At 66.3% G+C, this 25,553-nt stretch carries 27 protein-coding genes and 1 tRNA gene; 12 read left to right on the top strand and 16 right to left on the bottom strand.

Annotated elements, in window-relative coordinates:
- Positions 1–34: 34 nt before the first annotated feature.
- Positions 35–1,537, bottom strand: coding sequence for a methyl-accepting chemotaxis protein (locus FQV39_RS27585; protein ID WP_149133210.1), 1,503 nt, complete (start codon positions 1,535–1,537; stop codon positions 35–37).
- A gap of 271 nt (positions 1,538–1,808) precedes the next feature.
- Here FQV39_RS27585 and FQV39_RS27580 point away from each other — a divergent pair, with 271 nt between their 5' ends.
- Complete coding sequence (locus FQV39_RS27580) at positions 1,809–2,555, top strand: superoxide dismutase (protein WP_149133209.1); 747 nt, start codon at positions 1,809–1,811, stop codon at positions 2,553–2,555.
- 110 nt (positions 2,556–2,665) lie between these two features.
- On the opposite strand, the gene FQV39_RS27575 is transcribed toward FQV39_RS27580, so the two are convergent.
- Both FQV39_RS27575 and FQV39_RS27570 read right to left on the bottom strand, forming a co-directional pair.
- The gene (locus FQV39_RS27575) at positions 2,666–4,066 is read right to left on the bottom strand and encodes an amidohydrolase family protein (RefSeq protein ID WP_149133208.1); all 1,401 of its coding nucleotides are present in this window, start codon (positions 4,064–4,066) and stop codon (positions 2,666–2,668) included.
- 131 nt (positions 4,067–4,197) lie between these two features.
- Positions 4,198–5,055: a LysR substrate-binding domain-containing protein gene (locus tag FQV39_RS27570; RefSeq protein ID WP_149133207.1), complete on the bottom strand. Its 858-nt coding sequence runs from the start codon at positions 5,053–5,055 to the stop codon at positions 4,198–4,200.
- Between the two features lie 285 nt (positions 5,056–5,340).
- On the opposite strand from FQV39_RS27570, the gene FQV39_RS27565 reads away from it, so the two are divergent.
- On the top strand, positions 5,341–5,535 hold the full coding sequence (locus FQV39_RS27565) for a hypothetical protein (RefSeq protein ID WP_149133206.1): 195 nt from the start codon (positions 5,341–5,343) through the stop codon (positions 5,533–5,535).
- Positions 5,536–5,630: 95 nt separating this feature from the next.
- Here FQV39_RS27565 and FQV39_RS27560 read toward each other — a convergent pair.
- The 3 genes from FQV39_RS27560 to FQV39_RS27550 form a co-directional block, all read right to left on the bottom strand.
- Positions 5,631–5,706: transfer RNA gene (locus tag FQV39_RS27560), tRNA-Ile, on the bottom strand.
- Positions 5,707–5,921: 215 nt separating this feature from the next.
- A complete protein-coding gene (locus FQV39_RS27555) occupies positions 5,922–8,330 on the bottom strand; it encodes a methyl-accepting chemotaxis protein (RefSeq protein ID WP_149133205.1) in 2,409 nt (802 codons plus the stop codon).
- A gap of 311 nt (positions 8,331–8,641) precedes the next feature.
- Positions 8,642–9,049, bottom strand: a complete 408-nt coding sequence (locus FQV39_RS27550; RefSeq protein ID WP_149133204.1) for an acyl-CoA thioesterase — start codon at positions 9,047–9,049, stop codon at positions 8,642–8,644.
- Between the two features lie 143 nt (positions 9,050–9,192).
- Here FQV39_RS27550 and FQV39_RS27545 point away from each other — a divergent pair, with 143 nt between their 5' ends.
- Positions 9,193–9,615: a VOC family protein gene (locus FQV39_RS27545; protein ID WP_149133203.1), complete on the top strand. Its 423-nt coding sequence runs from the start codon at positions 9,193–9,195 to the stop codon at positions 9,613–9,615.
- Here FQV39_RS27545 and FQV39_RS27540 read toward each other — a convergent pair.
- On the bottom strand, positions 9,588–10,835 hold the full coding sequence (locus FQV39_RS27540; protein ID WP_149133202.1) for an MFS transporter: 1,248 nt from the start codon (positions 10,833–10,835) through the stop codon (positions 9,588–9,590). The two genes, FQV39_RS27545 and FQV39_RS27540, sit on opposite strands and share 28 nt — an antisense overlap.
- A 180-nt stretch (positions 10,836–11,015) precedes the next feature.
- On the opposite strand from FQV39_RS27540, the gene FQV39_RS27535 reads away from it, so the two are divergent.
- Positions 11,016–12,035, top strand: coding sequence for a 2-dehydropantoate 2-reductase (locus tag FQV39_RS27535; RefSeq protein WP_149133201.1), 1,020 nt, complete (start codon positions 11,016–11,018; stop codon positions 12,033–12,035).
- Positions 12,036–12,066: 31 nt separating this feature from the next.
- Here the strand turns inward: FQV39_RS27535 and FQV39_RS27530 are convergent, their stop codons facing one another.
- Positions 12,067–12,354 (bottom strand): HlyU family transcriptional regulator, encoded by a 288-nt coding sequence (locus FQV39_RS27530; protein ID WP_149134067.1) that lies wholly within the window; start codon positions 12,352–12,354, stop codon positions 12,067–12,069.
- 321 nt (positions 12,355–12,675) lie between these two features.
- Here FQV39_RS27530 and FQV39_RS27525 point away from each other — a divergent pair, with 321 nt between their 5' ends.
- Entirely contained in the window at positions 12,676–12,993 is a 318-nt protein-coding gene (locus FQV39_RS27525) for a hypothetical protein (RefSeq protein ID WP_149133200.1), read from the top strand.
- Between the two features lie 150 nt (positions 12,994–13,143).
- Complete coding sequence (locus tag FQV39_RS27520; RefSeq protein WP_149133199.1) at positions 13,144–13,395, top strand: DUF2798 domain-containing protein; 252 nt, start codon at positions 13,144–13,146, stop codon at positions 13,393–13,395.
- 6 nt (positions 13,396–13,401) lie between these two features.
- On the opposite strand, the gene FQV39_RS27515 is transcribed toward FQV39_RS27520, so the two are convergent.
- The 6 genes from FQV39_RS27515 to dnaG form a co-directional block, all read right to left on the bottom strand.
- Complete coding sequence (locus FQV39_RS27515; RefSeq protein WP_149133198.1) at positions 13,402–13,827, bottom strand: secondary thiamine-phosphate synthase enzyme YjbQ; 426 nt, start codon at positions 13,825–13,827, stop codon at positions 13,402–13,404.
- Positions 13,828–13,834: 7 nt separating this feature from the next.
- Positions 13,835–14,446 (bottom strand): LysE family translocator, encoded by a 612-nt coding sequence (locus tag FQV39_RS27510; RefSeq protein ID WP_149133197.1) that lies wholly within the window; start codon positions 14,444–14,446, stop codon positions 13,835–13,837.
- Positions 14,446–14,721 (bottom strand): hypothetical protein, encoded by a 276-nt coding sequence (locus FQV39_RS27505; RefSeq protein WP_149133196.1) that lies wholly within the window; start codon positions 14,719–14,721, stop codon positions 14,446–14,448. Before FQV39_RS27505 ends, FQV39_RS27510 begins: the two co-directional genes overlap by 1 nt.
- Positions 14,722–14,802: 81 nt before the next feature.
- Positions 14,803–15,363, bottom strand: coding sequence for a hypothetical protein (locus tag FQV39_RS27500; RefSeq protein WP_149133195.1), 561 nt, complete (start codon positions 15,361–15,363; stop codon positions 14,803–14,805).
- A gap of 243 nt (positions 15,364–15,606) precedes the next feature.
- Positions 15,607–17,622 carry an RNA polymerase sigma factor RpoD gene (gene rpoD, locus FQV39_RS27495; protein ID WP_149133194.1) on the bottom strand — a complete coding sequence of 672 codons (2,016 nt, stop codon included), beginning with the start codon at positions 17,620–17,622 and terminating at the stop codon, positions 15,607–15,609.
- Positions 17,623–17,820: 198 nt separating this feature from the next.
- Positions 17,821–19,713: a DNA primase gene (gene dnaG, locus FQV39_RS27490; RefSeq protein WP_149133193.1), complete on the bottom strand. Its 1,893-nt coding sequence runs from the start codon at positions 19,711–19,713 to the stop codon at positions 17,821–17,823.
- A gap of 123 nt (positions 19,714–19,836) precedes the next feature.
- On the opposite strand from dnaG, the gene FQV39_RS27485 reads away from it, so the two are divergent.
- Positions 19,837–20,112, top strand: coding sequence for a type II toxin-antitoxin system VapB family antitoxin (locus tag FQV39_RS27485; protein ID WP_149133192.1), 276 nt, complete (start codon positions 19,837–19,839; stop codon positions 20,110–20,112).
- Positions 20,109–20,498, top strand: a complete 390-nt coding sequence (locus tag FQV39_RS27480; protein ID WP_149133191.1) for a type II toxin-antitoxin system VapC family toxin — start codon at positions 20,109–20,111, stop codon at positions 20,496–20,498. Before FQV39_RS27485 ends, FQV39_RS27480 begins: the two co-directional genes overlap by 4 nt.
- Before the next feature lie 21 nt (positions 20,499–20,519).
- Here FQV39_RS27480 and FQV39_RS27475 read toward each other — a convergent pair whose 3' ends face one another.
- Positions 20,520–20,981, bottom strand: a complete 462-nt coding sequence (locus FQV39_RS27475) for a GatB/YqeY domain-containing protein (RefSeq protein ID WP_149133190.1) — start codon at positions 20,979–20,981, stop codon at positions 20,520–20,522.
- Between the two features lie 168 nt (positions 20,982–21,149).
- Here FQV39_RS27475 and carA point away from each other — a divergent pair, with 168 nt between their 5' ends.
- From carA to FQV39_RS27455, 4 genes are all read left to right on the top strand, one after another.
- Positions 21,150–22,358 (top strand): glutamine-hydrolyzing carbamoyl-phosphate synthase small subunit, encoded by a 1,209-nt coding sequence (gene carA, locus FQV39_RS27470; RefSeq protein ID WP_149133189.1) that lies wholly within the window; start codon positions 21,150–21,152, stop codon positions 22,356–22,358.
- A gap of 165 nt (positions 22,359–22,523) precedes the next feature.
- On the top strand, positions 22,524–22,853 hold the full coding sequence (locus FQV39_RS27465) for an NIPSNAP family protein (RefSeq protein ID WP_149133188.1): 330 nt from the start codon (positions 22,524–22,526) through the stop codon (positions 22,851–22,853).
- A 170-nt stretch (positions 22,854–23,023) separates the two neighbouring features.
- Positions 23,024–23,851: a prephenate dehydrogenase gene (locus FQV39_RS27460; RefSeq protein ID WP_149133187.1), complete on the top strand. Its 828-nt coding sequence runs from the start codon at positions 23,024–23,026 to the stop codon at positions 23,849–23,851.
- A 232-nt stretch (positions 23,852–24,083) separates the two neighbouring features.
- Positions 24,084–24,509, top strand: coding sequence for a group III truncated hemoglobin (locus FQV39_RS27455; protein WP_149133186.1), 426 nt, complete (start codon positions 24,084–24,086; stop codon positions 24,507–24,509).
- 110 nt (positions 24,510–24,619) lie between these two features.
- On the opposite strand, the gene FQV39_RS27450 is transcribed toward FQV39_RS27455, so the two are convergent.
- The gene (locus FQV39_RS27450) at positions 24,620–25,552 is read right to left on the bottom strand and encodes a LysR substrate-binding domain-containing protein (RefSeq protein WP_149133185.1); all 933 of its coding nucleotides are present in this window, start codon (positions 25,550–25,552) and stop codon (positions 24,620–24,622) included.
- Position 25,553 lies beyond the last annotated feature (1 nt).

Genomic DNA, 25,553 nt, shown 5'->3' with positions numbered 1-25,553 from the left:
GCTCACTCAACTCCACAGACGACACGAATGGCCGCTACACCTTCAGCCCAATGCGGAAGCCACCCCAGTGCCGCCCCTTCACCATGATCGGCGCCGACAGGTCCTCCATCACCAGGAACTGCCCGCCGCCCATGTCGCGCCGATAGCTCTGCAACAGGAAGGGCTTGCGGTTGCGTGCGGCGGCGAGCCCGGTCCGGTCGTCGAAGATGCGCCGGTTGCGGCAATTGGCGTTGTTCCACACCGGGTCCCTGCCCTGCGGCTGCGCGTATTTGCGGTTATGCGTCGGCAGGAAGCCGTTGCGGTCGACCGCGGCGCAGAACACGATCCGCCCGTTCGAGGCCAGCAGCTTCTCCTGCAGCGGCGGCAACAGCCGGTCGGTCAGGCCGACGAAGCGGGTCATGTGCTGGACCGGATCGGAGCCCTGCACCGGCCGATAGGCTTCGTCGAACAGATCGGCGAGCGTCATGTCGCCCCGCGCCAACGCGGCCTCGAACAGCTCTCCGATCGTCGCGGCCGTCTCCATCGCCGTCGCGATCAACTCTGATTGTGCCGTCCGGACACCGGAAGCGGCAATCGAGCCCAGGACCCCTTCGCTGATCGCAACGAGCGTCTCGGTGCGCCGCACGGCCTGGTCGAGGATATCGGTCGAGGCATCGACGCCGGCGACCAGCCCGGCTAGGTCATGCCCGGCCTTGGCACAGGCCTCGGCATTCTCCCGCGTCGGCCGCGATACCGCCTCGATCTCGCCGATCAGCTCGACGACCGAGCGGCCGAAGCTGTCGAACTCGCTGACCTGCTGCGAGATCGACCGGCTGCCCTCGCGGGCGCGCTGTGCCGTCTGCGCATTCTCCTGGCTACGGCGGGAGAGCGCGTCGACCGCTTTGACCAGAAGGTCGAGCTGGGTCGCGCTCGCGGCAGTCGCTTCCCGCGTCTGCTCCGCCAGCGCCTTCACCGCGGCGGCGATGACGGCGAAGCCCTTGCCGGCCTCGCCGCTGCGCGCCGCCTCGACGCCGGCATTGATCGAGAGCAGCTGGATCTCGCGGGTGATCGACTGGATCGCGTCGCTGGAGGCACGCGCCTTGTGCGCGTCGCGGACGGCCTGCGCCAGCGCCTGCGACATCGACTGCGCCTCCTCCGAGAGCGTCTCGATATCCGTCTGCGCGGCATTGAGGCCGAGCTTGACCGAGCCGGTGACACGTTCGAGCCCGCTGCGCACGACCGAAGCCGCCGCTTGCGCTCCCTCGGCCGACTGCCGGATCGCGTGGTTGGCGCGCGAGACCTGCTCGACCGCGCCGACGACGCGCCGAAGCCCTGCGGTCTGGGTCCCGAACTGCTGGGTCACATCGCCGATCCGGCCCGCGACATCGGTGATCTCAGCACTGAGCTTGCCGAAGCGATCCGCGATCTCGCGCACGGCGCGCTCGGCGCCGGTTTCCGGAGCAGCAATCGGGCGAGCGGATACACCGACGGGCGCCGCCGCATCGTTGAACGACTCGTCCAGGGTCGCCAGATCGGCCTTGAGAGCCAGTGCGTGCATGCGAGGCGTTCCCCGAACCGACGGATTTCCTTCCAGACCGTAGTGAAACGCGGTAAATCGCTGGTTAAGAAGGCATTCCGGGCGTCAAGGGCGGCCGGAACATGGGGTGAGCCTTCATTGCTGCCGCCGGCTGGGGGGCTAGCAGCCCTTCCTCTATTCGGGGGACGCTTTAGCCACGGGAACCCGCTCGACCTTTCGACGTAGACAAAGCAACCATCACCGACGGCAGTCTCAAGCGCTGCCTGCACAAAGCTTCACATCGGAGGACGTCATGACAGAGTTTTCGGTCTTCTCCCGCCGTGCCGTTCTCGGCCTCGGCGCCGGTACCCTCGCGGCCGCCGCCGCGCCCCGGGTTTGGGCGCAGGCCACCGCCCCGGCAGCGCCCACCGGCCCCTTCTCGCTGCCGAAGCGCGCCTATGAGCCCAATGCGCTCGAACCGCATATCGACGTGACGACCATGGACATCCACTACAACCGCCACCACGCCGCCTATGTCGCGGCGCTCAACAACGCCGCCAAGGACAATGGTGTGATCGCCAAGGCCTCGGTCGGCGAATTGCTGGCCGACCTAAACCAGTTGCCGGAAAGCGTACGCACCCTCGTGCGCAACAATGGCGGCGGCCACGCCAACCACACCATGTTCTGGGAGGTGATGGGCCCGGGAGCCGGCGGCGCGCCGACCGGCGACGTCGCCGCCGCGATCACCCGCGACCTCGGCGGCTTCGACAAGTTCAAGGCCGATTTCGAGGCGGCCGGCCTGCGCGTCTTCGGCTCGGGTTGGGTCTTCATCACCGTCGACAAGGACGGCAAGCTCGCTTTGCTGGCCAAGCCGAACCAGGACAGCCCGATCATGGAAAAGCAGATGGTCCTGCTCGGCAACGACGTGTGGGAGCACGCCTATTACCTGAAGTACCAGAACCGCCGGGCGGACTACCTCAAGAGCTGGTGGAACGTCGTGAACTGGGCGAAGGTCAACGAGCGCTATGCTGCGGCCAAGGCCGGCAAGCTCGCGATCTGAGCGGCGGCCGACAGTCCCGCTAAAGCAGTAAGATCAGCGTATTGGCGCCGCCTGTCGGTAACCGACAGGCGGCGCCCATACGAAATTCGCAACGAACGAAGCGTGCGGGATCAGGCAACCCCGACGCTGCCGAAGACCATGCGGCCGCGATGGAAGGTGGCGCTGCGCTCCGGCAGGCGGGCGACCGCCTCGGCCGAGCAGCTGGCCGGAACCAGCGTGAAAGCTGCGTCGTCACCAGCCTTCGGCCATGCCCGCTTGCCGCTGTCGTCGAGGGGCAGCACGCCGCCGGTTGCGATCGCCATGGCGCGCGACAAGCGAAACTCGTCGCTGCCCCTGTAGATCTGCGCGTAGAGGTTCGCCTTCTCCAGCATGTCGCCCTTGCCGAAGGGCGACCAGTGATCGATGACGCTGTCGGTGCCGGTCATCACGAAGACGCCCTTCTCGCTCAGTTGCGGCAACGGCATCGTCAGGCTTCCGAGCGGCACGGTCGAGGCGATGGTCATCTGCTGCGCCGCCATTCGCCCGATGGTTTCCGCCAGCGCGCCTTGAGACAGCGTGGTGAGCGCGAAAGCGTGGCTGATCGTCACCTTGCCGTGCAGGGCCGGGTTCTTCTCCACGGTCTCGATCATGTAGTTGACCGCAGCGACGCCGGCCGGATTGGTCTCGTGCAGGTGGATGTCGACGCCCTTGCCGGTATCGAGGGCGATCTGGAACATGCCGTCGAGCGACTTCTCCATTGCCCCGTCGACATTGGTCGGATCGAGCCCGCCGACATAGGCGACGCCCATCTTCATCGCCTCCCGCATCAGCCCGTCGACCTTCGAGTGCAGCAAGCCGTGCTGCGGAAAGGCGACGATCTCGCAGACGAAGTCGTCGCGATGGTTTTCCAGCGCGCGCTGGAGGTGTTCGAGGCTTTTGAGGCCACTGACCGGATCGATGTTGCAATGGCTGCGCGCCACCGTCGTGCCCTTCGACTGCAGCAGGGCGATCAGCGCCTCGGCACGCTGCTGCGAGGTCGGCAGCAATTGCGGAATCAGCTTCTCCTCGCGGGCGATCATGTCGAGGATCGTCTTGCCCTGGCGCGGCAGCGGGGCCTGCCACGGACCACTATAGAAGGTCTTGTCCAGATGGATGTGCATGTCGCGCATCGCCGGCAGGGCGAGCTGGCCATGGGCGCGATAGCAGGGCACGCCGGCCGGCAAGGCCGCACCGGCCGGATGCAGCGCAGCGATCTTCCCGGCCTTGATCTCGAGCGTGTACAGCGCCGTGCGGGTGCCGATGACGATCTCGCCGTCACGCTCGAAGCCTTCCTCAAGCCGCACCTCGGTCAGGCAGTAATGCTGATCCGTCAGCTTGCTGACACCTGCCTCGGACATCGGACGCGTCTGAGGGGGCGCAGCCGGTGCGGCCTGGGCGGCTCCGCTCGCCAGCCCGGCGACGGCATAGGCGGCGGTGACCTTTCCGGTCTGGCTGAGAAAGGCCCGTCGGCTGTGGTGATGCCTGGTTTCCATGGCGGTTTTCCGTTGCCTCGATGGTTGCGTTTCCGCCCTCGGATTTACGCGCGGGCAGCCCCGCTTGGCAGCGATATTTGCCAATCCTGGCTATTCGAAACGGCAATGCCGCCCGGCAAGCCGCCGCTTGCTCACCATTCCAGCTTGCAGAACTCGGCCAGTCGCTCGGCCAGCACGATGGCCGCGGCGGGTGCATTGTCGCGATAGTAGAGCGCGAGCTCGAAATCCGTGATCTCCGGCAATCCCTCGGCCATTCCCAGCGTCCGGTGGCCGGGCAGGCGGCAGCTCGCGGGCAGCAAGGTCACGCCCAGCCCGGCAGCCGATGCGGCGGCGAGCGCAGCCAGGCTCGCGCTGCTGTAGCTCACGCGCCAGCGAATGCCGAGGCCGTCGAGCGCCTCGCAAAGCTCCTCGCGGTAGAGGCCATTGAGCGGGAAGACGGCCAGCGACACCGGCGAGCGCTCGATCGCCGGATGAGCCATGCTGTCGAGCCACAGCAACGGCTCCCGCCGGGCGGCGCGGGGCGGCTGGCGGCGGCGCTGCTTGACCAGGATCAGGTCCAGCTCTTCGCGGTCATAGGCGCTGCGCAGATCGGCGCTGAGGCCGCTGGTGACATCGAGCCGCAAATGCGGCTGCTCGCGGCTGAACGCCGCCAGAAGATCGACGGTCGGTACCGTGAAGTCCTCCGGCATGCCGAGCCTGAGCACGCCGTCGCGCCAGAATCCGGTCAGCGCATCATGCGCCTCCTCGTTCAGCGCGATGATGCGCCGCGCATAGCGCAGCAGCCTGCCCCCTTCCTCGGTCAATTCGACCTGATGCGAGGACCGCTCCAGCAGCGGCTTGCCGAGCAGATCCTCCAGCCGCCGAACCTGCTGGCTGACGGTCGATTGCGACAGGGACACGCGATCGGCCGCGCGGGTGAAGCTCAGGGTCTCGCACACTGCGACGAAGCTGAGCAGCAGCTGTGGGTTGAACATCGGATAACGGTTCATTCGCCCACCGCGAGGCACTTCATCAGCCGATTGTCCAAGACCTTGAGGGGCGATCGCCAAGCCGGCGCACAGCCCACGCAGGGTTGGCGAAGCAGGCAGGCCTGTCAACGCCGAAGCGCTGCCCATCCAAGCGTAAGGCGTTGTCGTCGCTTTTGGCGTATCCTGTGGCAAGCTACGCGGCCGAAGCGCTCGCCCCTCGGCCAATTCCTAAGCGAAACATGCGTGCTTTAGATTGAAGAGGACAGACTTCTACCCCATTCGCGATCAAGGATGAGAGGTTCTGGGATGGCTGAAGACGAGCGGGAGGCGTGGCTCAGGAAGCTGAAGGAGGCCCGCCGGCTCATGATGGTTCACTATCTCGCCGACCGTCATGACGAGGGCGACAAGATGAAGAAGCTCGCGGCCGATCTCGAACATGTCGGCCGGTCGCGAGACTGGACAATTCCAGAAGAAGAATACACGAGAAAATCCGACCACTAAGGTCGAATTGCCGGCGCCCTATGCGCTGGACCGAGCATCAGCTTGTGGCGGTCTCCGGCTGAGAGCGTCCGAAGTCGACGGCGCTCTGCAGGAATTGGTGGGCCGGGCCGGACTCGAACCGGCACCGGCGCTGTTATGAGCAGCGAGCTCTAACCATTGAGCTACCGGCCCAGCACTCGCCTAGCACCGCCCGAGGCCGGCAAGCAAGGCGATAGCGGCCACATCGAAAAGGAAAAGGCCCCGCGCAGCTGCGCAGGGCCTTCATCTTGTTAGAGCATCGGACCGAAAAGTGGAATCCACTTTTCGGAGAAATCCAATGCCCAAACAAAGGGCTAGATCGCCACTTCGCGTCCGATAGGACGCGCGGCGATCTAGCGCGTTGCGGTTCAGGCTGCGCTCGCCATCGCCGACTTGTCGTGATGCCCGGCGGCATGACCTTCACGGAAGGTGAAGCGGGCGATGTGCTCGGTCAGCGCGCGGGTCTGCTCGTCGGTCAGCGCCAGCGCAGCGTTGGTCTCCTCGACCAGAGCCGCATTCTGGTGCGCCATCGTGCCGATGCCGTCGATCTCGGTGTTGATGGCCGAGACGTCGTTGGCCTGGTTGCGCGCGGTCTGCGAGATACCGTTCATCAGCCCGGTCAGTTCGTTCACCGAAGAGACGATCGCGCCGAACATCGCCGAGGTCTCCTCGACCAGGCCGACGCCGACCTTGACGTCGCCATGCGCCGCCTCGACCAGCTTCTTGACGTCGTTGGAGGCGTCGGCCGAGCGCTTGGCGAGGCTGCGCACCTCGGTGGCGACCACCGCGAAACCCTTGCCGGCATCGCCGGCGCGCGCCGCCTCCACCGCCGCATTGAGCGCGAGCAGGTTGGTCTGGAAGGCGATCTCGTCGATCATCGCGATGACCTCGGAGATCTTGCTCGAGGACTGGCGGATGCGCTGCATCGCTTCGAGCGCGGAGGCGACGACCTTCTCGCCCTGCTGCGCGCGCTCCTCGGCGCCCTGCGCCATGCCGGTGGCCTGGGCCGCCTCGCTCGCCGTCTTCTTGACGGTGCCGGCGAAGGCGCCGAGCTGGTTGGTCGCCATCGAGACGGCGTTGCTCTCCTCGCTGGTGCGCTCGGCCAGATCGGTGACGCCGTCGAGGATCTCGCTGGTGGCGCTGCGCACGGCCGAGACCGTCTCGGCCAGCCGCGCCAGCGTGCTCTCGAACTCGTCGGCCAGCGCGTTGGTGCCGTCCTTGAGCTCGGCAAAAGCGCCCTGATAGAGCCCCTCGATACGAGCCGAGAGATGCCCGGCCGAGAGCTCCGCCAGAACCTCGCAGGTCTCGGACAGGCCGGTCTGCACCGTCTCCAGCAACGTGTTGACCGAGCCGGCGAGCGCGTTGAGCTCGGGATCGGCGAACTGGGCCGCGACGCGCTGGCTGAAGTCGCCGGCTGCGGCTGCCGCCACGACGACGCCGAAGGCTTCGCCCAGCTCCCGCATCATCTGCCGGCGCTGCTCCTGAGCGCGGGCCTGATCCTCGATCTTGGCGGCTTCGGCGGCGCGCAGCGCCACGGCGTTGTCGCGGAAGAGCAGCACGCTCTTCGAGATGTCCGAGATCTCGTCATTGCCCTTGGTGTCGACCGCGGTCTCCAACGCGCCGTCGGCGATCGCCTTCGTGGCCGCCCAGAGCCGGTTGAGGCGCCCGACGATCATCGGCCGGACATAGAACAGCGACAGCGCCAGCGCGATCAGCAGCGAGCCAAGCCCGATGCCGCCGAGCCAGAGCTTGCTCTGATCGATCAGCGCCGAGGTCGCTTCGCCCGAAGCGACCGCTTCGCCACGCGCGGTGCTGACAAGCTCGCCCACTTGGCCGCGGACGGCCTCGGCCGCGACATGCGTCTGCTTGAGACCGGCCTCGATCGCGGTGCGGGTGGCGAGATCGCGCTCGCGGATCGCGATCAGACCGCTCTGGCCTTCGCCGAGATCGATCACGGCGTTCACCGCCTGGCCGCGCGCCGGATTGGGCTGGATCTTGTCCGCCGCGGCGAGGAAGCCGCGGACCTGGCCCAGGATCGCCTTGAAACGCGCCTTCGCGTTCTCGAGCTTCTCGGGGCTTTCGATCTGGGAAATCTCGCGCAGCAGCCCAACCATCTCGCTGAGCTGGAGCTGCAGCGCCTGCGCCGTCTGCAGCGCCGCCAGGTCCTTGTCGATGATGTTGGACAGCGCTTCCTCGATTTCCTTGCCGGTGAGCTGGGTCGCGCTGGCGATGTTCATCTTGACGTTGAACTGCGCATCGCCCGTCTCGAAATCGGCGAGCGCGGTGAAGCCTTCGCGGGCCTTCGAAAGCTTGGTGAGCGCCTCGCCCTGCTCGGAGGCGTTGCGCAGCCGATCGCCGGTGAGGTCGTTGATGTCGTTGATCTGGCGCGCCAGCGCATCGATCGCGGCCTGCGTCTTCGCCTTGTCGACCTGGCCCTGCTCGGCGATGCGACGCAGCAGGTCCATCTGCCGGGCTTCGACCTTGTCGAGATCTCCGGTCAGAGCGGAGCGCTGCTGGACCGTCTCGATTTCGCTGAAGCGCGCCGCGAGCGCGGTCGACTGGGTCGCCGCCTGCGACAGCTCCAGCGCGAGCTCCACGACCGGCATCTTCTTGCCGACGAGATCGTCGACCGTCTGGTCGATTCGGCCGTAGGAAAACCATGCGACCGAGGACGAAACGAGGGTCAGCGCCGTCATCATGCCGAGTGCGGCATAGATCCGTGCCGCGATGCCGATCCGCAACGGCTTGCCCTCACGCGCGGGCTTGGCTTTCGTCATGAAGTCGTACTCCGGATATCACGCAACGCTGACTACGAACTCAAGGGAAAATGGGTGGCGCCCCGGCCACAGCCGGGAGGTGCCGAGCCGGTAGCGCCGCGGCCATGGGAATCCCCTCCCTCCCCTGGCGACGGCCAGGCGGCTGGACCCGCATGCGGCATCGAACGGACATGAATTCCCCCGGCCGGGTCTTCCCCGGTCTGTCGGGCCGCAGCATCGTCCGGACGCGCTTAAAGAACGTTTAAAAGTGGATTCTTTTGAATCACATTGTTCGAGGCCGGCTTCACGCCCCGTTAGGATTTGCGGCGCCCTCAATCCTCGGTCGGTTTCGGCACCGGGCGCGGCCGGCCTTCCTCGTCGATCGCGACGAAGGTGAAGGTCGCGTCGGTGACCTTCTCGTGCAGGATCGTGCGGAAGCGCTTGGCCCAGGCCTCGACGTGGATCTTCATCGAGGTCCGCCCGATCGACTCGATCTCGGTATAGACGCTCAGCACATCGCCGACCTTCACCGGATGGATGAAGGTCATCGCATCGACCGCCACCGTGACCACGCGCCCCTGCGCCCGGTCGACGCCGGCGATGCCGCCGGCCTGGTCCATCCGCGACATCACCCAGCCGCCGAAGATATCGCCATTGGCATTGGTATCGCCCGGCATGGCGATGGTCCGTACCGTCAGCGTGCCGCGCGGCTCGTCTTCATGGCGATGGGCTTTGGTCATGGGCATCCTGCAAGGCGTACGGGAAGATCCGCCCAGCGATGATGGCGGGACGGCGAATTGCAGGCAAGCGCCCCCGAACCCTTTGCCCCGCACAGCGTTACCGGCGACAGTCGCCGAGGTTTAACCAAAGGGGATCACCGCCGATGTCCAGCCCGGAACCGATGATCTGCATCTCGCTGCGCTATGCCGACGCCCCACGCATGTATGACTGGCTGATCGAAGCCTTCGGCTTCGAGAAGCACGCTGCCTCCTATTCCGAGGACGGCAAGACGCTGCTCCACGGCGAATTGCGGATGGGCACGAGCTTCGTGATGCTCGGCTCGGCGGAGAACAACGAGTTCGGCAAGCTGGTCTCGCGCCCGGCCGAGCTCGGTGGCACCACCGCCTCGCCCTATATCGCGACCGACGACATCGATGCGCGCTGCGAGCGCGCCCGCGAGGCCGGCGCCGAGATCTGCATGGAACCGCGGGACCAGCCCTATGGCAGCCGGGATTTCATCTGCAAGGACCCGGAAGGCCATATCTGGTGCTTCGGCACCTACCGCCCCGCCTCGCCGACCAGCTGAGCCGGCGACGCAGGCCGCCGCGACCGCAGCATCAGCCAGCAGACCACGCTCAGATTGACGAGGTTCCAGGCAAGACCATTCAGGAAGGCCATCCGGTAGGAGCTGAAATAGTCGAAGATCACGCCCGACAGATAGCCGCCGACCGCCATGCCGAGCACCGTCGCCGACATCACGAGGCCGATGCGCACGCCCGCCTGCTTGGCCGGCAGGTACTCGCGAATGACGACGGCGTACATCGGCACGATGCCGCCCTGGAACAGGCCGAAGATGCCGCTGACGACATAGAGCGAAGTCAGCCCGTCGAACCAGAGATAGAGGAAGAGCGCGACGCCCTGCATCAAGGAGCCCAGCGCCAGCGTCGCCGCCCCGCCGATCCTGTCGGCAACGAAGCCCGAGCCGATGCGGCTGACGATGCCGAGCAGCATCATCAGCGACAGCATCTCGGCGCCGCGCGCGACGCCGTAGCCGAGGTCGCCGCAATAGGCGACGATATGCACCTGCGGCATCGCCATCGCGACGCAGCAGGCGAAGCCGGCGACGCAGAGCAGAAGCTGGAGCTGGTTGGCGCTGAGGCCGAGATCGCCGCGCGCGCCGGCACTATGCGCCTCCGCGGCGGCAAGCGTCGCGGCCGCCGGCTGGCGCCGGAAGAACGGGGCCAGCGGCAGCATCACCACCAGCGCCACGACGGCGATGCCGAAATGCGTGGCGCGCCAGCCATGATTGGCCAGTCCCCAGTGGATGACTTGCGGCCAGACCACGCCGGCAAGATAGCTGCCTGAGGCGCCGCAGACCACGGCGAGCCCGCGATGGCGGCGGAACCAGTGCGACAAATCGGAGATCAGCGGCGAGAAGCCAGCGCCTGTGCCCAAGCCGATCAGCAACCCATGCGCCAGCGTGAACTGCCAGAGCGAATGCGACAGCCCCGCAGCGGTGTAGCCGGCCGCGAGCAGCAGGGCGCCGACGATGATCGGCACCATGATGCCGTAGCGGTCGGCGACCCGGCCCATGATGATGTTGCCGGCGCCGAAGCCGAGCATGGCGAAGGTGTAGGGCAGCGAGGCGCCGGCACGCAGCGTCTCGAACTCGCCCTGCATCGCCGGCAGCACCACCACGATCGACCAGGAGCCGACGCAGGCGACGGTGCCGATCACCAGCGCAACGGCAAGGCGCAGCCAGGCATAGGGAGAATCGGGTTGGTAGCGGTCGGCAGCGTGGGACATGTTTCCTCGGCGGCCACCTGTACGGAGATGGCTCTTCTCCCGGCAGCTTTAGCGACTGGAATGCCCCGGACAAGCGCATCGGAGGCAGGGCGGCCGCGCGGCCGCGGCAGGATCGGTCTGCCGAGGGCGCTTGACGACCCTCCACTTTGACGGAACACCGGGACGGCTGGAGCGCGGGACATGACGAGGATCTGCATCTACGGCGCCGGCCTGATCGGCTGCTACCTCGGCGGACGCGTTCTTGCCGCCGGCGGCAATGTCCGCTTCGTCGGCCGCCCCACCATGGGCGAGGCCCTGCGGCAGAAGGGCCTGACCTCATCCCGTTACGACGGCCGCAGCTGGCATGCGCCGCCAGAGACGATCGTCTTCGGCCCGGATGCCACGATGGCGTCTGATGCCGATCTCGTGCTCGTCACCGTGAAATCGGGCAGCACGGCCGCGGCCGCTCGCGATCTGGCAGAGGTGCTGCCGCCTACGGCCGCCGTCATCAGCTTCCAGAACGGCCTCGGCAACGGCGCCCTGCTGCGGGAGGCACTGGGTAACCGAACTGTTCTCGACGGGATGGTGCCGTTCAATGTCGTCTCGAAGGGGCCGGGAACGTTCCACCAGGCCTCGGAAGGGCATCTCTATGTCCAGGCAGGCGGCGATGCCGATCAACGCCTCGCGATCTTCGACCGCGCCGGCCTGCCGCTCACGCGACCGGCCAACATGCGCTCCGTTCAGTGGGCCAAGCTGCTGCTCAACCTCAACAACGCCATCAATGCGCTGGCAGGCCTGCCCTTGAAGCAGGAACTGTCGCAGCGCGGCTATCGGCGTTGCCTCGCCACTGCGCAGCGCGAGGCGCTTTCGCTTCTGGACAAGGCGGGCATCGAGCCCGCACGGCTCACACCATTGCCTGCGCGGTGGCTCCCCGCCCTGCTCGAATTGCCGGATTTCGTGTTCGGAATGCTGGCGCGGCGCATGCTCGCCATCGACCCGAGCGCACGCTCCTCGATGGCCGAAGACCTCGCGGCCGGCCGCCCCACCGAAATCGATTGGATCAATGGCGAGGTGGTCCGGCTGGCGGCAGGGCTCGGACGAGCCGCCCCCGTCAATGCCCGGCTCTGCGAACTCGTCCATGACGCCGAAGCGCAAAGCCCGCGATCCTCATGGACCGGAGAGGCGCTTCTGGAAGAGCTGCGGCGGGCCGCCCACAAATAGCGCGCCTGGGCCGCGTCGACTGCGCCAAGGCTCAACGGAAGATTCGCTCACCTTCCATGTCGACGATCTGCTGGCCCTTCACCAACGTGAAATCGGCGGCTTCAGCCTGTCCCGGGAAACGGTCGGCGCGGATGAAGCGATGGCTCTTCGTCTCGCCGTCGATCACTTTCTCGATAACACCGCAGAGCTGGTACTGGCCGCCCTCCTGATAAGGCGTCGCATGAATGGTGAAGCCGTTGTGCTCGATGCTCTTGACCGGGCCGGCCGGCTTCTCCTCCGCAGCCTTGCGGCCGCCAAACAGCGATTTGAAGAAAGACATGGCACCTCCGGATTGCTTGCGGCTGATATAGAGCATTGCGCGAAAAAGTGGGCACCGGTTTTTGCCGAAGCAATGCTCTAAACTGTTAGAACCGATCACGTTCGTCGCATTTTGACGGTTCCGTCAAAATGCGACGCGATCTAGGACAGGAGCTGCGCCAAGTGGAGCACTGTTTCGGCAGGCCGAAAACTGGCGCGTCTCGCTGGTTCAACCGCTTGAACACCCCTGCTGAGCTTCCCACATCAAAGGTGTTCAGGGGCGGTCGCAAGACTTCCCGTCGTGATGCCGCCCAGGCGGCCGCTTCCGGACAGGGGGGTGGCCATGACACTCATCAAGTTCCTGATGATCGCAGGATTGGCGAGTGTGGCACTTGCGCCTCCCGCCCTTGCCCAGCAGCCCGTGCCGCGCGAGCCACCCTGTGCCGAACGCACCCATGTCATCGGAAAGCTCCAAGAGACTTTCGGCGAGCGCATGGTCGGCAGCGGTCTGGCGGAGAGCGGCGTCCTGTTCGAGCTCTATGTCGGGCCGGCCGGCACCTGGACATTGCTCGCCACAACGCCGGGCGGCGTCAGCTGCCTCGTCGGCGCAGGCGAAGCTTGGGAGCCCCGGCCCACTCCCGACATGTACGTAGCACGGTAGACGGCTTGGCAGCGCCATGCCAATCGACTATGGAGCCGCCATCGGGCTTCGTTCCCGTTCGTAAGCGTCTCACGTCAGGCAACGCATCCAACCGGCTCATGGCCGTATCGGGATGCGTCCGAACGGCCTGCCACTTGCGAAAGCCTGACTATGCCTCGCCTTGTCTTCCGCCGCCTTCCTGCCCGCTACGCCGGGGTGGCCATGCCGTTCTTCCTGTCCGTGCTGATGACCTTCGTCGTCTCGGGCATCTCGACGCTGAAGGCGCTGGGACCGACGATCGCGTTCCTGCAGACCTGGCCCAGCTCCTGGGCCCTGTCCTGGATCGTCGCCTTCCCGACCCTGCTGCTCGTCCTGCCCGTGGTCCGGCGCCTCGTCGCGCTGGTCGTCGCTCCGCCGGCTTGAGCGCCGCTACGCGCTCAGGTGCAGCGCGACCTCGCGCCGATGCGGCCTGGCCCGGTGCTCGAAGAGATAGATGCCCTGCCAGGTGCCGAGCGCGAGGCGCCCACCCATCACCGGAACCGAGAGGGAAACCGACGTCAGCGCCGCCTTGATATGGGCGGGCATGTCGTCGGGCCCCTCGGCGCGATGGACGAGATAATCCATCGCCGGATCGTCGGCGGATGGCACCAGCCGGCGGAAAAACGCGTCGAGATCGCGCTGCACGTCTGGGTCGGCGTTTTCCTGAATCAGCAAGGAGCAGGAGGTGTGCCGCACGAACAGCGTCAGCAACCCGCTCGTCTCCCCGCCGGCCCGCACGAAGGCCACGGCGCGGTCGGTGAACTCGTAGAGCCCCGCCCCGCGCGTATCGATCGTCAGGATCGTCTGGCGCGACATGGCCGTTTCAGCGCTCGGTCAGAGCGAGCTTGGCGCCGAGCGCGACGAAGGCGGCGGCGAAGCTGCGGCGCAGCCACGCCATCACCGCCGGGCGCCCGATGACCTTGTCGCGCATCGCCGCGGCGAAGAGCCCGTAGAGCGCGAAGACGACAAAGGTCATCGCCATGAACACGCCCGAGAGTTCCAGCATCCGCGCCATGGGGCTGGCTTCGTCGGCCGCGATGAACTGCGGCAGGAAGGCGACGAAGAAGATCGAGAGCTTGGGGTTGAGCAGGTTGATCGCGAGCCCGTCGCGCAGCACGCGCCAGGCCGAGCGCGCATCCGCCTTGGTCTCGACCCTGAGCGCGCCATGCTCCTTCAGCGTCTGCCAGGCCATGTAGAGCAGATAGGCGACGCCCGCATATTTCACGATCGCGAAGGCAAGCGCGCTGGCATGCAGCAGCGCCGCGATGCCCATCATCGCCGCGATCAGATGCGGCACGATCCCGATCGTGCAGGCGAAAGCGGCGAGCACGCTCGCTTGGCTGCCGCGCGTCAGGCCGGCAGCGATGGTGTAGATCGCCCCTGTTCCGGGCGAAGCGACGATGATCAGCGAGGTCAGCAGGAATTCGGGGGACATCAGGAGCTCAGCCCCTCGAAGATTCCGCCGATTACCGTGACAACCGCCTCGCCAGTCGCAACGGCGACGGTGCCGATGCCCTCGACCACGGTCTCGACGGCGGCGCCAACCACCGCGCCCACGCCCTCGACCGCAACGTCGCCTGCAACATCAAGGGCGCCGCCGACGATGTCGCCGGTCGACGAGCCCGCCTGCTTCTTTGCCTCATCCTCGACATTCGCCTGCAGCGCCGCCTTGGCGGCTTCGATCTCTTCGGCGGTTGGGATACCGGTCATCTGCTCTCCTCCGAGGGAAGCTCCGATCTTCGAGGTGACCATAGCAGAACTGTGGCGGAACCGGGCAGCTGGTAGCGGTGGCTATCGCGCCTGCCAGAAGTAGAGCTGGCCGGAATGGCGGTTGCCGACCAGCTTCTGCTCCTGCGCGACGATGTTGGTGCCGTCGAACAGGTCCCAATGGTCGCCACTCGTCCATTGAAAGAACAGGAAGGAGCGCTTCTTGTCGCCGTTCGTCTGGTAGCAGTTCTCCAGATAGAGCACGCCCTTGCGGCCGAGCACTTCGGGGGTGACGTCCTTGCAGACGCCCTCGATATCGGCCGGGCCATAGGCCCGCTGGACACGCGGCAGCAATTCTGATGCGCGGATGAAGAGGAGCTGGCTCAGCCCGCGCAGTGGCTGCCCCGAGCCGGGCAGCACGCCGGGGCGCGGCCCGCCTGCCAGCGGCGGCGCCCCTTGGAAAGACGTCCCGAGCTCCGCATTCATGATGGCCTGGATCGTCGCGTCGTCCTGGGACGGCGTCAGCCGCAGCGTATAGCCCATGCAGATGGCGCAGCGATTGGTGGCATCGCCGATCGCGTTCTTCGCCCAAGGGCGGATCGTGGCGAAGCGTTCCTGCAGCGCGTCATAGGTGAACGGGAGCATAGGCAACCTCCTGGACCGCAAGGCGGCGACGATGATCGAGCGCCTGCCCGATCATCGAGCGGCGGCAGACTGACCAGCGGCCGGCCCGGCAGCGTCCTTCGTTCATAGGAGGGCGATCAGCGACCGGGCACCGGTGGCTCGCCTTCGCCGCAGGCCATTCTGCATGCTCAAAAGAAACGCCCGCCTCCGGGTGCGGGGCGGGCGCCATACGCGATCGGCCGGGAGGGTGATCTCCCTAAGCCATCAGTTATCCAGGAAGCTCCGGAGCTTCCGCGAGCGGCTCGGATGCTTCAGCTTGCGCAGCGCCTTCGCCTCGATCTGGCGGATGCGCTCGCGGGTCACGCTGAACTGCTGACCGACCTCTTCAAGGGTGTGGTCGGTGTTCATGCCGATGCCGAAACGCATGCGCAGCACACGCTCTTCACGCGGGGTGAGTGAGGCCAGCACCCGCGTCGTGGTCTCACGCAGATTGCTCTGGATAGCGGCGTCGATCGGCAGGATCGCGTTCTTGTCCTCGATGAAGTCGCCGAGATGGCTGTCCTCCTCGTCGCCGATCGGGGTTTCGAGCGAGATCGGCTCCTTGGCGATCTTCAGGACCTTGCGCACCTTCTCCAGCGGCATGGCCAGCTTCTCGGCCAGCTCCTCCGGGGTCGGCTCGCGGCCGATCTCGTGCAGCATCTGGCGCGAGGTCCGCACGATCTTGTTGATCGTCTCGATCATGTGGACGGGGATGCGGATCGTGCGGGCTTGGTCGGCGATCGAGCGGGTGATCGCCTGCCGGATCCACCATGTAGCGTAAGTGGAGAACTTATAACCCCGGCGGTACTCGAACTTGTCGACCGCCTTCATCAGGCCGATATTGCCTTCCTGGATCAGGTCGAGGAACTGCAGGCCGCGGTTGGTGTACTTCTTGGCGATCGAGATCACGAGACGCAGATTGGCCTCGATCATCTCCTTCTTCGCCTGCCGGGCCTCGCGCTCGCCCTTCTGGACCATCAGCACGATCTTGCGGAATTCCTGGATCTCCAGGCCGGTCTCGGAGGCGAGCGTGTGCACCTCCTCGCGCAGGTCCTTGATCCGGTCCTTCTCCGAGGCGACGAATTCCTTCCAGCCGCGCGAGCCGAGTTTGGAGACGCGCAGCACCCATTTCGGATCGAGCTCGCCGCCGACATGCTGCTTGAGGAAGTCGTCGCGCGCCACGCCATAGCTCTCGGCGAGACGCAGGAGGCGCGTCTCATGGCCGATCAGGCGCTTGTTGATGTCGTAGAGCTGCTCGACCAGCGCCTCGATGCGGTTGTTGTTGAGCGAGAGCGACTTCACCGCGGTGATGATGTCGTCCTTGAGCTTCTTGTACTTGCGGTCCTGCGACGGCGAGAGCTTGTTGTTCTCCAGCCGGCCGGCGATGTCCTGGTCCTGCAGGCGGCGCAGCTTCTTGTAGTCGTCGGCGATGGCGTTGAAGGTCTCGAGCACGCGCGGCTTGAGCTCGGCCTCCATGGCCGAAAGCGACACGTTGTTCTCCATGTCGTCTTCGTCCATCTCCGGCGGGGCACCGCCCTCCGGAGTCTCGGCGGCCTCGGCCTCCTCCGCGCCTTCCTCGCCCGCCATCGCGTCGGGGTTCTTGCCGTCCGGACCGGCATAGGTCGCTTCGAGGTCGATGATGTCGCGCAGCAGCACCTTGCCGTCGACGAGCTCGTCGCGCCAGATGATGATGGCCTGGAAGGTCAGCGGGCTCTCGCAGAGACCGGCGATCATCGCCTCGCGGCCAGCCTCGATGCGCTTGGCAATGGCGATCTCGCCCTCGCGGGAGAGCAGCTCGACCGAGCCCATCTCGCGCAGATACATGCGCACCGGATCGTCGGTGCGCTCGGTTGGCTCGAGATTGCGCTTGGTCTCGACCGGAAGCGTCTGGCGCGAAGCATCGACCAGATCGCCGCCTTCGGCCTCGTCATCGTCGTTGCCGGCGGCATCCTTGCGATTGGCGCGTTCTTCGCCCGCCGCTTCCGGATCCTCATTGTCGACGACGTTGATGCCCTGCTCGCTGAGCTGGCCGAGCACGTCCTCGATCTGCTCGGAGGAGAACTCCTCCGAGGGCAGCACCTCGTTCAGTTCGTCATAGGTGACATAGCCGCGCTTCTTCGCGAGCTTGATCATCCGCCTTACGGCCTGATCGGTCAGGTCGAGCAACGGGCCGTCGGTAGTCGGGGGGGCATCCGGCGCGACCTGATCGGTCTTTTCCCGTTCGCTCGCTTTCGTCGCCATCAATCAGCGCTCCGCACTCGCGCGCCGGCCATGACAGCAGATGTCATATACCGACGCATAAAAGGGCGGCGCGACCGCAGGCCCGGCGCGCTCACCCACCCAAATCCATTCGCAGATGGCACCAGACGTCATTGACGAATCGTGAACCACCCCGCAGCTCCGCGCGCATCGAACCTGCGTCCACCACTCGCTGGGCAATCAATCCTCGGACATGGCCTCAGTGCCTTCGATTGTCTCGAGGCGGGCCTTCACGTCCTTGATCCAGGCGAAATTGGCTTCGGTCGCGTCGTCAGCCAATGCACGCTCGGCTGCTCTCAACTCGCTATTTAGCGTTCGCGCGCGATGATGCAAGACGATGGCCTGATGAATCGAGTCAAAAACCGATTCAGGATCAGCATCTTGTGCCAGCTTGCGCCTCTCGGCGGGGCCGGTGACGGCCATGAGCTGGCTCCGGGCCTCCCGCACGCGCTGCTGCGCCAGCCGATTCGCCAGCGTTTCAAGGTCGAGCTTGTCCTCCACCGCATCGAGCAGTGCCTGACGGAAGCGTTCGGCCGCCGGTCCGTCGAGCGACAGCTCGGCAATGTCGTCGGCGCAACGCAGGATGAGGTCAGGATGGCTCGCCAGCGCCAGCAGGATGAATGCCTCACGCTGATCCTCGCCACGCACCTTCGCCACGAGTCGTGACTGGGTCAGCGCGCTCGAAGCGCGCAAGGGGCCGGCGAGCCAGGACGGCACCTGCCGGCCGCCGCGCGGAGCCGGTCCGCCCCGGCCGCGCTGGAAGTTGCCGCCCCCGCCGCCACGCTCCTGCCGCGCCGGGGCGGCGCTGGTGAAGAGCTGCGCCAGCCGCTCGTCCATCTCGCGGCGATAATGCTTGCGGGTCGTCTCGTCGCGGATCTGCGTCAGCGGCTCCTTCAGCCGGCGCTCGAACGCGGCGCGGCGCTCGGGCGTATCGAGCGGGCCGGCCTCGACCTCGCGCTGCCAGAGCATGTCGACCAGCGGACGCGCCGCCGCAACCACTTCCGCGATCGCCTGCCGCCCGCCCGAGCGGGCGAGATCATCGGGGTCCTGCCCGTCCGGCAGCAGCGCGAAGGAGAGCGACTTGCCCGGTTCCAGCAGCGGCAGCGCCAGATCGATGGCCCGGCTCGCCGCCTTGCGCCCGGCCTTGTCGCCATCGAGGCAGATCACCGGCTCATCGGCCATCCGCCAGAGCAGGCCGAGCTGGTCCTCGGTCAGCGCCGTGCCGAGCGGTGCCACTGTCTGCGGATAGCCCGACAGCGACATGGCGATGACGTCGACATAGCCCTCGACCACGATCACCTGCCCGGTGTCATGCGCGGCCTTGCGGGCGTTGTGGTGGTTGAACAGCAGATGGCCCTTGTGGAAGAGCGGCGTCTCCGGCGAGTTCAGATATTTCGCCGCGACCTCCGCGCTCATCGCCCGCCCGCCGAAGGCGATGACGCGCCCGCGGGAATCGTGGATCGGGAACATCACGCGGTCACGGAAGCGGTCATAGGGCACGGCGATCTCCTCGCCATGCACGAGCAGCCCCGCCTCCATCATGAGTTCCGCCGGCACGCCCTTGCTGGCGAGATGGTCGCGCAGCGCAAAGCGATCGGCCGGACCGTAGCCGAGGCGAAAGCGCGTGCGCGCCTCGCCATCCAGCCCGCGCGTCGCGAGATAGCGCCGGGCCGCGCCGCCGCGATCGCCCATCAGTTCGGCCTCGAAGAACTTCGCCGCGATCTCCACGACCTCGTGCAGTCCCTTGCGCCTCTCCTCCTGGACCTGCGCTTCTGCTGTGATCCTCGGCAGCATCACGCCGGCTTCGGCAGCGAGTTTCTCGACCGCCTCGGGAAAGGAGAGGCCCTCCGTCTCCATCACGAACTTGAAGATGTCGCCGTTCTTGCCCGAGGAGAAATCGAAGAAGGACGCCTTCTGGTCGTTGACGAAGAAGGAGGGCGTCTTCTCGGCATTGAAGGGGGAAAGCCCTTTCCATTCGCGCCCCGCCTTCTGCAGGCGCACGCGCTTGCCCACGACCGCCGAGACTGGCAGCCGCGCCTTGATCTCCTCAAGGACGGAGGGCGGGAATTTCATATTGCTCTATCTGGCCTTTGCGAAGCCTCTTGCCAACAGCCGAGGCTTCCTTCCGGCGGCTTATGGACCATATCCACAGCAGAGCCCGCGTGGTAAAGAAAATCGCGAAAAAGGAAGAAAGCCATGGCCCTCAACATCAAGGATCGCGAAACCGAGGAGGCCGTGCGCCTGCTCGCGCGCCGCCGTGGCCTCAGTCTGACCGAAGCCGTGCGCCAGGCCGTCAGGAGCGAGCTCGGCAAGGACGAATTGTCCGAAGAGGAGAAGGCTCGGCGGGTGGCGGAAGCCCGGGCGCGGATGCAGGAATTTTACAAGAAGTACGACATCAGGCCGGCCGAGCGCTCCATGACCAAGCAGGAGATGGACGACATCATCGGCTATGACGAGAACGGGATGTGGTGAACCTCGTCATCGATACCTCGGCCGTCGTCGCCATCGTCGCGCAGGAAGTCGAGGCCGACGCCTTCACCGCGATCATGGCGTCGGCTACGCGGCGTATCATGACCAGCGTCAACCTGCTGGAGGCCCGGCTGGTCCTGAGCTTTGGCAAAGGCTTGGTGCCGGAAACAGCCCCCGATTTCCTGATCCGGGAACGCATCGACATCGTGCCCTTCGACGAACCCCTCTCCGACCTCGCCTTCGAGGCCTATGGCTGCTACGGCAAGGGCCACCACCCCGCCCGGCTCAACATGGGCGACTGCGCGGCTTACGTGCTCGCTAAGGCGCGTGGCTGGCCCCTGCTCTACAAGGGCGACGATTTCTCGGAAACGGATATCGAGCGGGCCTGAGGCCCGCCCGCCGCGGACCGCTCACCCGCCGAGCGCAGCCTTCACCATCGGGCTGACCTTGCCGAAATCCATCTGGCCGGCATAGGCCGCGCGCAGGGCGGCGATGACCTTGCCCATGTCCTTGACGGCTGTCGCGCCGGTCTCGGCCACGGCCTTGTCGATCGCGGCCTTCACCTCGTCGTCCGACATCTGCTTCGGCAGGTAGGAGGAGATCACGGCCACCTCGGCGCGCTCGCCATCGGCAAGCTCGGGGCGGTTGTTGGCGTCGTAGATCGCGATCGATTCCTGGCGCTGCTTGATCATCTTCTGGAGCAACGCGAGAATCTCCTCGGCCGAGGCTTCGCCCTTGCCGGCGCCGCGCGCCTCGATGTCCTTGTCCTTCAGCGCCGCCTGGATCAGACGGATCGCCGCGACCCTGCCCTTCTCGCCGGCCTTCATCGCTTCCTTGAGATCGCCGGTGAAGCGCTCGCGCAGGCTCGTCATGGTGATTGTCCTTTTTCTCTTGCTCTTTTGTTCTGTGCGGCCTGCGCCAGCTTCGATTGACGGGCAGCGCCCGGCTCTTTATGGCTCGCGTTCCAGACCGGCGGAGTGGATTGCTACAGCCCCGCCCCCGCATTTTGCCGCTGTCGCGGCCTGGACCGAGACATAGACATGACCGCTTCCGAAGGAAACCCCGCCGCTGGCGGCTGGACCGAACCGCGCGCGACCGCGCTCCTTGTGCTCGCTGACGGCACGGTGCTGGAAGGCTTCGGCCTCGGCGCCGTGGGCGAGGCGCCGGGCGAGGTCTGCTTCAACACCGCGATGACCGGCTATCAAGAAATTCTGACCGATCCTTCCTACGCGGGACAGATCATCACCTTCACCTTCCCGCATGTCGGCAATGTCGGCGTGAACGAGGAGGACACCGAGACGGTGAACGCCGCCGCCTCCTCGGGCGTGCGCGGCTGCGTGCTCCATGCCGCCATCACCGAGCCCTCGAACTGGCGCAGCCATCGGCATTTCGACGCCTGGCTCAAGGCGCGCAACATCGTCGGCATCTGCGGCGTCGACACCCGCGCGCTGACCGCGCTGATCCGCGACAACGGCATGCCCAATGCCATCCTCGCCCACAGCCCGGACGGCATCTTCGATATCGACCGGCTGAAGAAGCAGGCGGCGGAGCTGCCCTCCATGGCCGGGCTCGACCTCGTCCCTCTCGTCACCGCCGCGCAGCGCTACGACTGGGACGAGACCCCCTGGGTCTGGCCGGCCGGCTATGGCAAGCGCGAAACCAGCAACTTCAAGGTCGTCGCCATCGACTACGGCGTGAAGCGCAACATCCTGCGCCTGCTCGCCAAGGCCGGCTGCGACGTCACGGTCGTGCCCTCGACCGCGACCGCCGAGGACATCCTGACCCTCAATCCCGATGGCATCTTCCTCTCCAACGGCCCGGGCGACCCGGCCGCGACCGGCGAGTACGCCGTGCCGGTAATCAAGCAACTGCTCGACAAAAAGATCCCCACTTTCGGCATCTGCCTCGGCCACCAGATGATGGCGCTCGCCATCGGCGGCCAGACGATGAAGATGAAGCAGGGCCATCACGGCGCCAACCACCCGGTGCAGGACAAGACCACCGGCAAGGTCGAGATCGTCTCGATGAACCACGGCTTCGCTGTTGATCCCGCCAGCCTGCCGACGAATGCGGTCGAGACCCATGTCTCGCTCTTTGACGGCTCGAACAGCGGCATCGCGCTCACCGACCGTCCGGCCTTCAGCGTCCAGCACCACCCGGAGGCCTCGCCCGGCCCGCAGGACAGCCACTATCTCTTCAACCGCTTCGTCGAGCTGATGGTGGCGGAAAAGAGCAGGAAGGCGGCCTGACAGCCGCTAACGGCGTGCGCCAGCCCTCATCCTGAGGAGCAAGCGAAAGCTAGCGTCTCGAAGGATGCTTCAGGAGGCTCCGACGAGCGCCGGATCATCCTTCGAGACGGCCGCGATGCGGCCTCCTCAGGATGAGGGCTCGGCAGGATGAGGATGGAGGCCGCGATGATCCACCAGTTGCGCATCTACGAGATCTTCGAGCGCAATAAGGCGGCCTTCCATGCCCGCTTCCGCGATCACGCCGCCCGCATCATGGCCCGCCACGGCTTCAAGATCGTGGCGATGTGGGAGACGGCGAGCGCCGGACGCACCGAGTTCGCCTATATCCTCGCTTGGCCCGATGCCGAGACGAAGGCGAAGGCCTGGGCGAGCTTCATGGCCGATCCGGAATGGAGCGAGATCAAGCGCCTCACCAAGAACGAGCATGGCGACATGGTCGGCGCGATCGAGGACCGCACGCTGACGCTGACCGCCTATTCGCCCCCGCTCGATTGACAGCGTTGCGCCCGCGCGCTTTAAGCGGGTCATGACCAGCCTGATGGCCAGCTTCCGCAGCTATTACGCCCCGTCCTCATAGAGGCGGTGGCATTCCCATGTTCAACCGCCGCGCTGGCGGTTGAAATCAGGCTCTCATCCGACATCGCGGCTTCCACCGGACCAGAGCGATGTCTTCCAGGATCAGAACCGTTACCTCCATCGGCATCATGGGCTTCGGCGCCTTTGGGCGGCTGATGGCCCGCCATCTCCAGCCGCATTTTACATTGCGCATCTGCGACCCCACGCATCCAGCCGAGCTGGATTCATCGGGCAAGGGAGTGGCTCCAGCGAGCACTGCCGAAGTCGCCGCCTGCGACCTCGTGATCCTCGCCGTGCCCGTTCCGGCGATCCCGGAGGCGGTCGCGGCGCTGCGCCCGCATCTCAAGACCGGCGCCATCGTGCTCGATGTCGGCTCGGTCAAGATCGGTCCGGCCCGGGCGATGGAGGCCGCCTTGCCGAGCGATGTCGAGATCATCGGCACGCACCCGCTTTTCGGCCCGCAAAGCGCCCGCAACGGCCTCGCCGGCCTCAAGATCGCGCTGTGCCCGATCCGCGGCAGCAGCACGCCACGGATCGCCGCCTTCCTGCGCCATGTGCTGAAGCTGAAGGTCATCGTGACGACGGCAGACGCCCATGACCGCGAGGTTGCGATGGTGCAGGGACTGACCCATCTGATCGCCAAGATCCTGATCCGCATGGAGCCGCTGCCCCGGACGATGACCACCGCGAGCTTCGACCTCCTGATGCAGGCGACCGAGATGGTCCGCTACGACGCACCAAACGTCTTCATGGCGATCGAGCGCGCCAATCCGCATGCCAAGGCGGTGCGGGATCGTTTCTTCGCGCTGGCCGAGGAGATGCGGCTCTTTCTGGAGCAGGGGCATGTCCCACAAGCCCAGATCGAACCAGCCGGTAGCGTTATGGCGGCAGCCGATGATCAGCGCCTGGTCATCTGATCAAAGCGCGAGTCATCCCGGGCGTAGCGAAGCGAAGACCCGGGATCCATGCCTGAGCCTCTCCGATGAAGGTTCCGGCATGGATCCCGGATCGGCGCCGCTAACGCGGCTCGTCCGGGATGACCGAAAACGGATGGCGATCGAACCAACGGAACGCTGCGACAACAGCGGGCCTACACAGCCAGGCTCACATCCGCCATATCGGATGCCGTCACTTCCCGATCCTGCGACGATGACCGACAATCCCCTCATCTATCCGGGCGCCGCCCACCCTGACCTGCGCGAGCCGATGATCGCCGAGCTGGTCCGCACCTTCTACGAGCGGGCGCGGCGGGACGACGTGATCGGCCCGGTTTTCGCGGCGGCGGTCGAGGATTGGGACGAGCATATCGGCAAGATCACCGATTTCTGGAGCGGCGTGATGCTGCGCACCGGCCGCTACAACGGCCGGCCGATGCGCCCGCATTTGATCCTGCCGCTGACGGCCGAGCATTTCGACCGCTGGCTCGACCTGTTCGAGGCGACCGCGCGCGAGATCTGCGCGCCTGGCATTGCGGATGCCTTCATCGTCCGGGCACGGCGCATCGCCGACAGCTTCGAGATGGCACGCGCCAGCCAGCGCGGGGAGTTCGCGGCGCCGCGGCACAGCTTGCGGTGAGAAGAGCCCTCGCCGTCATGGTCGGGCTTGTCCCGACCATCCACGTCTTCCTTCATCAAGGGTGGTGTTCAAAACGTGGATGCTCGCCACAAGGGCGAGCATGACGTGGATCACGCAGCCCGCGCCTCTCGGCTGAGGAACGCCTCAACCTCAACCGGCCCGGCTCCGGCTTCCCGCGCAATGCGCTCAGCGAGTGCCGCCGTCGAAGGTCTGAGAGCGCCATGGGGCCGGTCGAGCCAGTAGGACACCGGGTTCAGCGCCTCGCGCGCATCCACGCGCACGATCCGCCCTGCCGCCAGTTGCTCGCGTGCGAGCGGTGGACGGGCGAGCGCGATGCCGAGGCCGTGGGCGGCGGCGTCGAGCACGAGGTTGTAATCCTCGAAACGGCGATCCTGCGGCCGCGGACGATAGTCCAGCCCCTGCGCAGCGAACCAGGCCTTCCAGCCGGCGGCATCGGAATCATGGATCAGCGGGTGGGCGAGCAGACGCTCCGGCGCTCCCTCCCCGATCGCGACCGCGATCTCAGGCGAAGCAATCGGAAAGCACCATTCCTCGAACAGCTTGAGCGAGAGCCGATCCGGCGCGCCGCCGCGCCCGCAGCGGATACCTAGATCGACGCCTTCCTCCTCGAAGTCGACCTTGCGATGCTCGACCTGCAGCACGATCCGCAGCGAAGGCGTGCCGGACTCCAGCACCGCAAGCCGCGGCATCAGCCAGAGCGAGCAGACCGAAGGCGGCGCGCTGACCCGCACGACCGCGGCGCCCCGTGCCTCGCGCCAGCGTTCCGAGGTGTCGGCGATCAGCGCAAAAGCCTCCTGCGTGCGCTGGAGCAAGCGCTGGCCCTCCGGCGTCAACGAGACGCCGCGCGCCTGACGCAGGAAAACGCGCAGGCCCAGCCAATGCTCCAGCTTGGCGATCTGCCGGCTGACGGCGCCATGGGTCAGGTTCAACGCTTCCGCCGCCGAGGAGAAGCTGCCGGTGCGGGCAGCGGCCTCGAAGGCGCGCAAGGTATCAAGCGGCGGCAGGTTCGAGCTGTGATCCATC

The sequence above is a fragment of the Bosea sp. F3-2 genome, from assembly GCF_008253865.1.
GTDB lineage: Bacteria > Pseudomonadota > Alphaproteobacteria > Rhizobiales > Beijerinckiaceae > Allobosea.
This window is presented reverse-complemented; position numbering and strand designations above follow the sequence as displayed.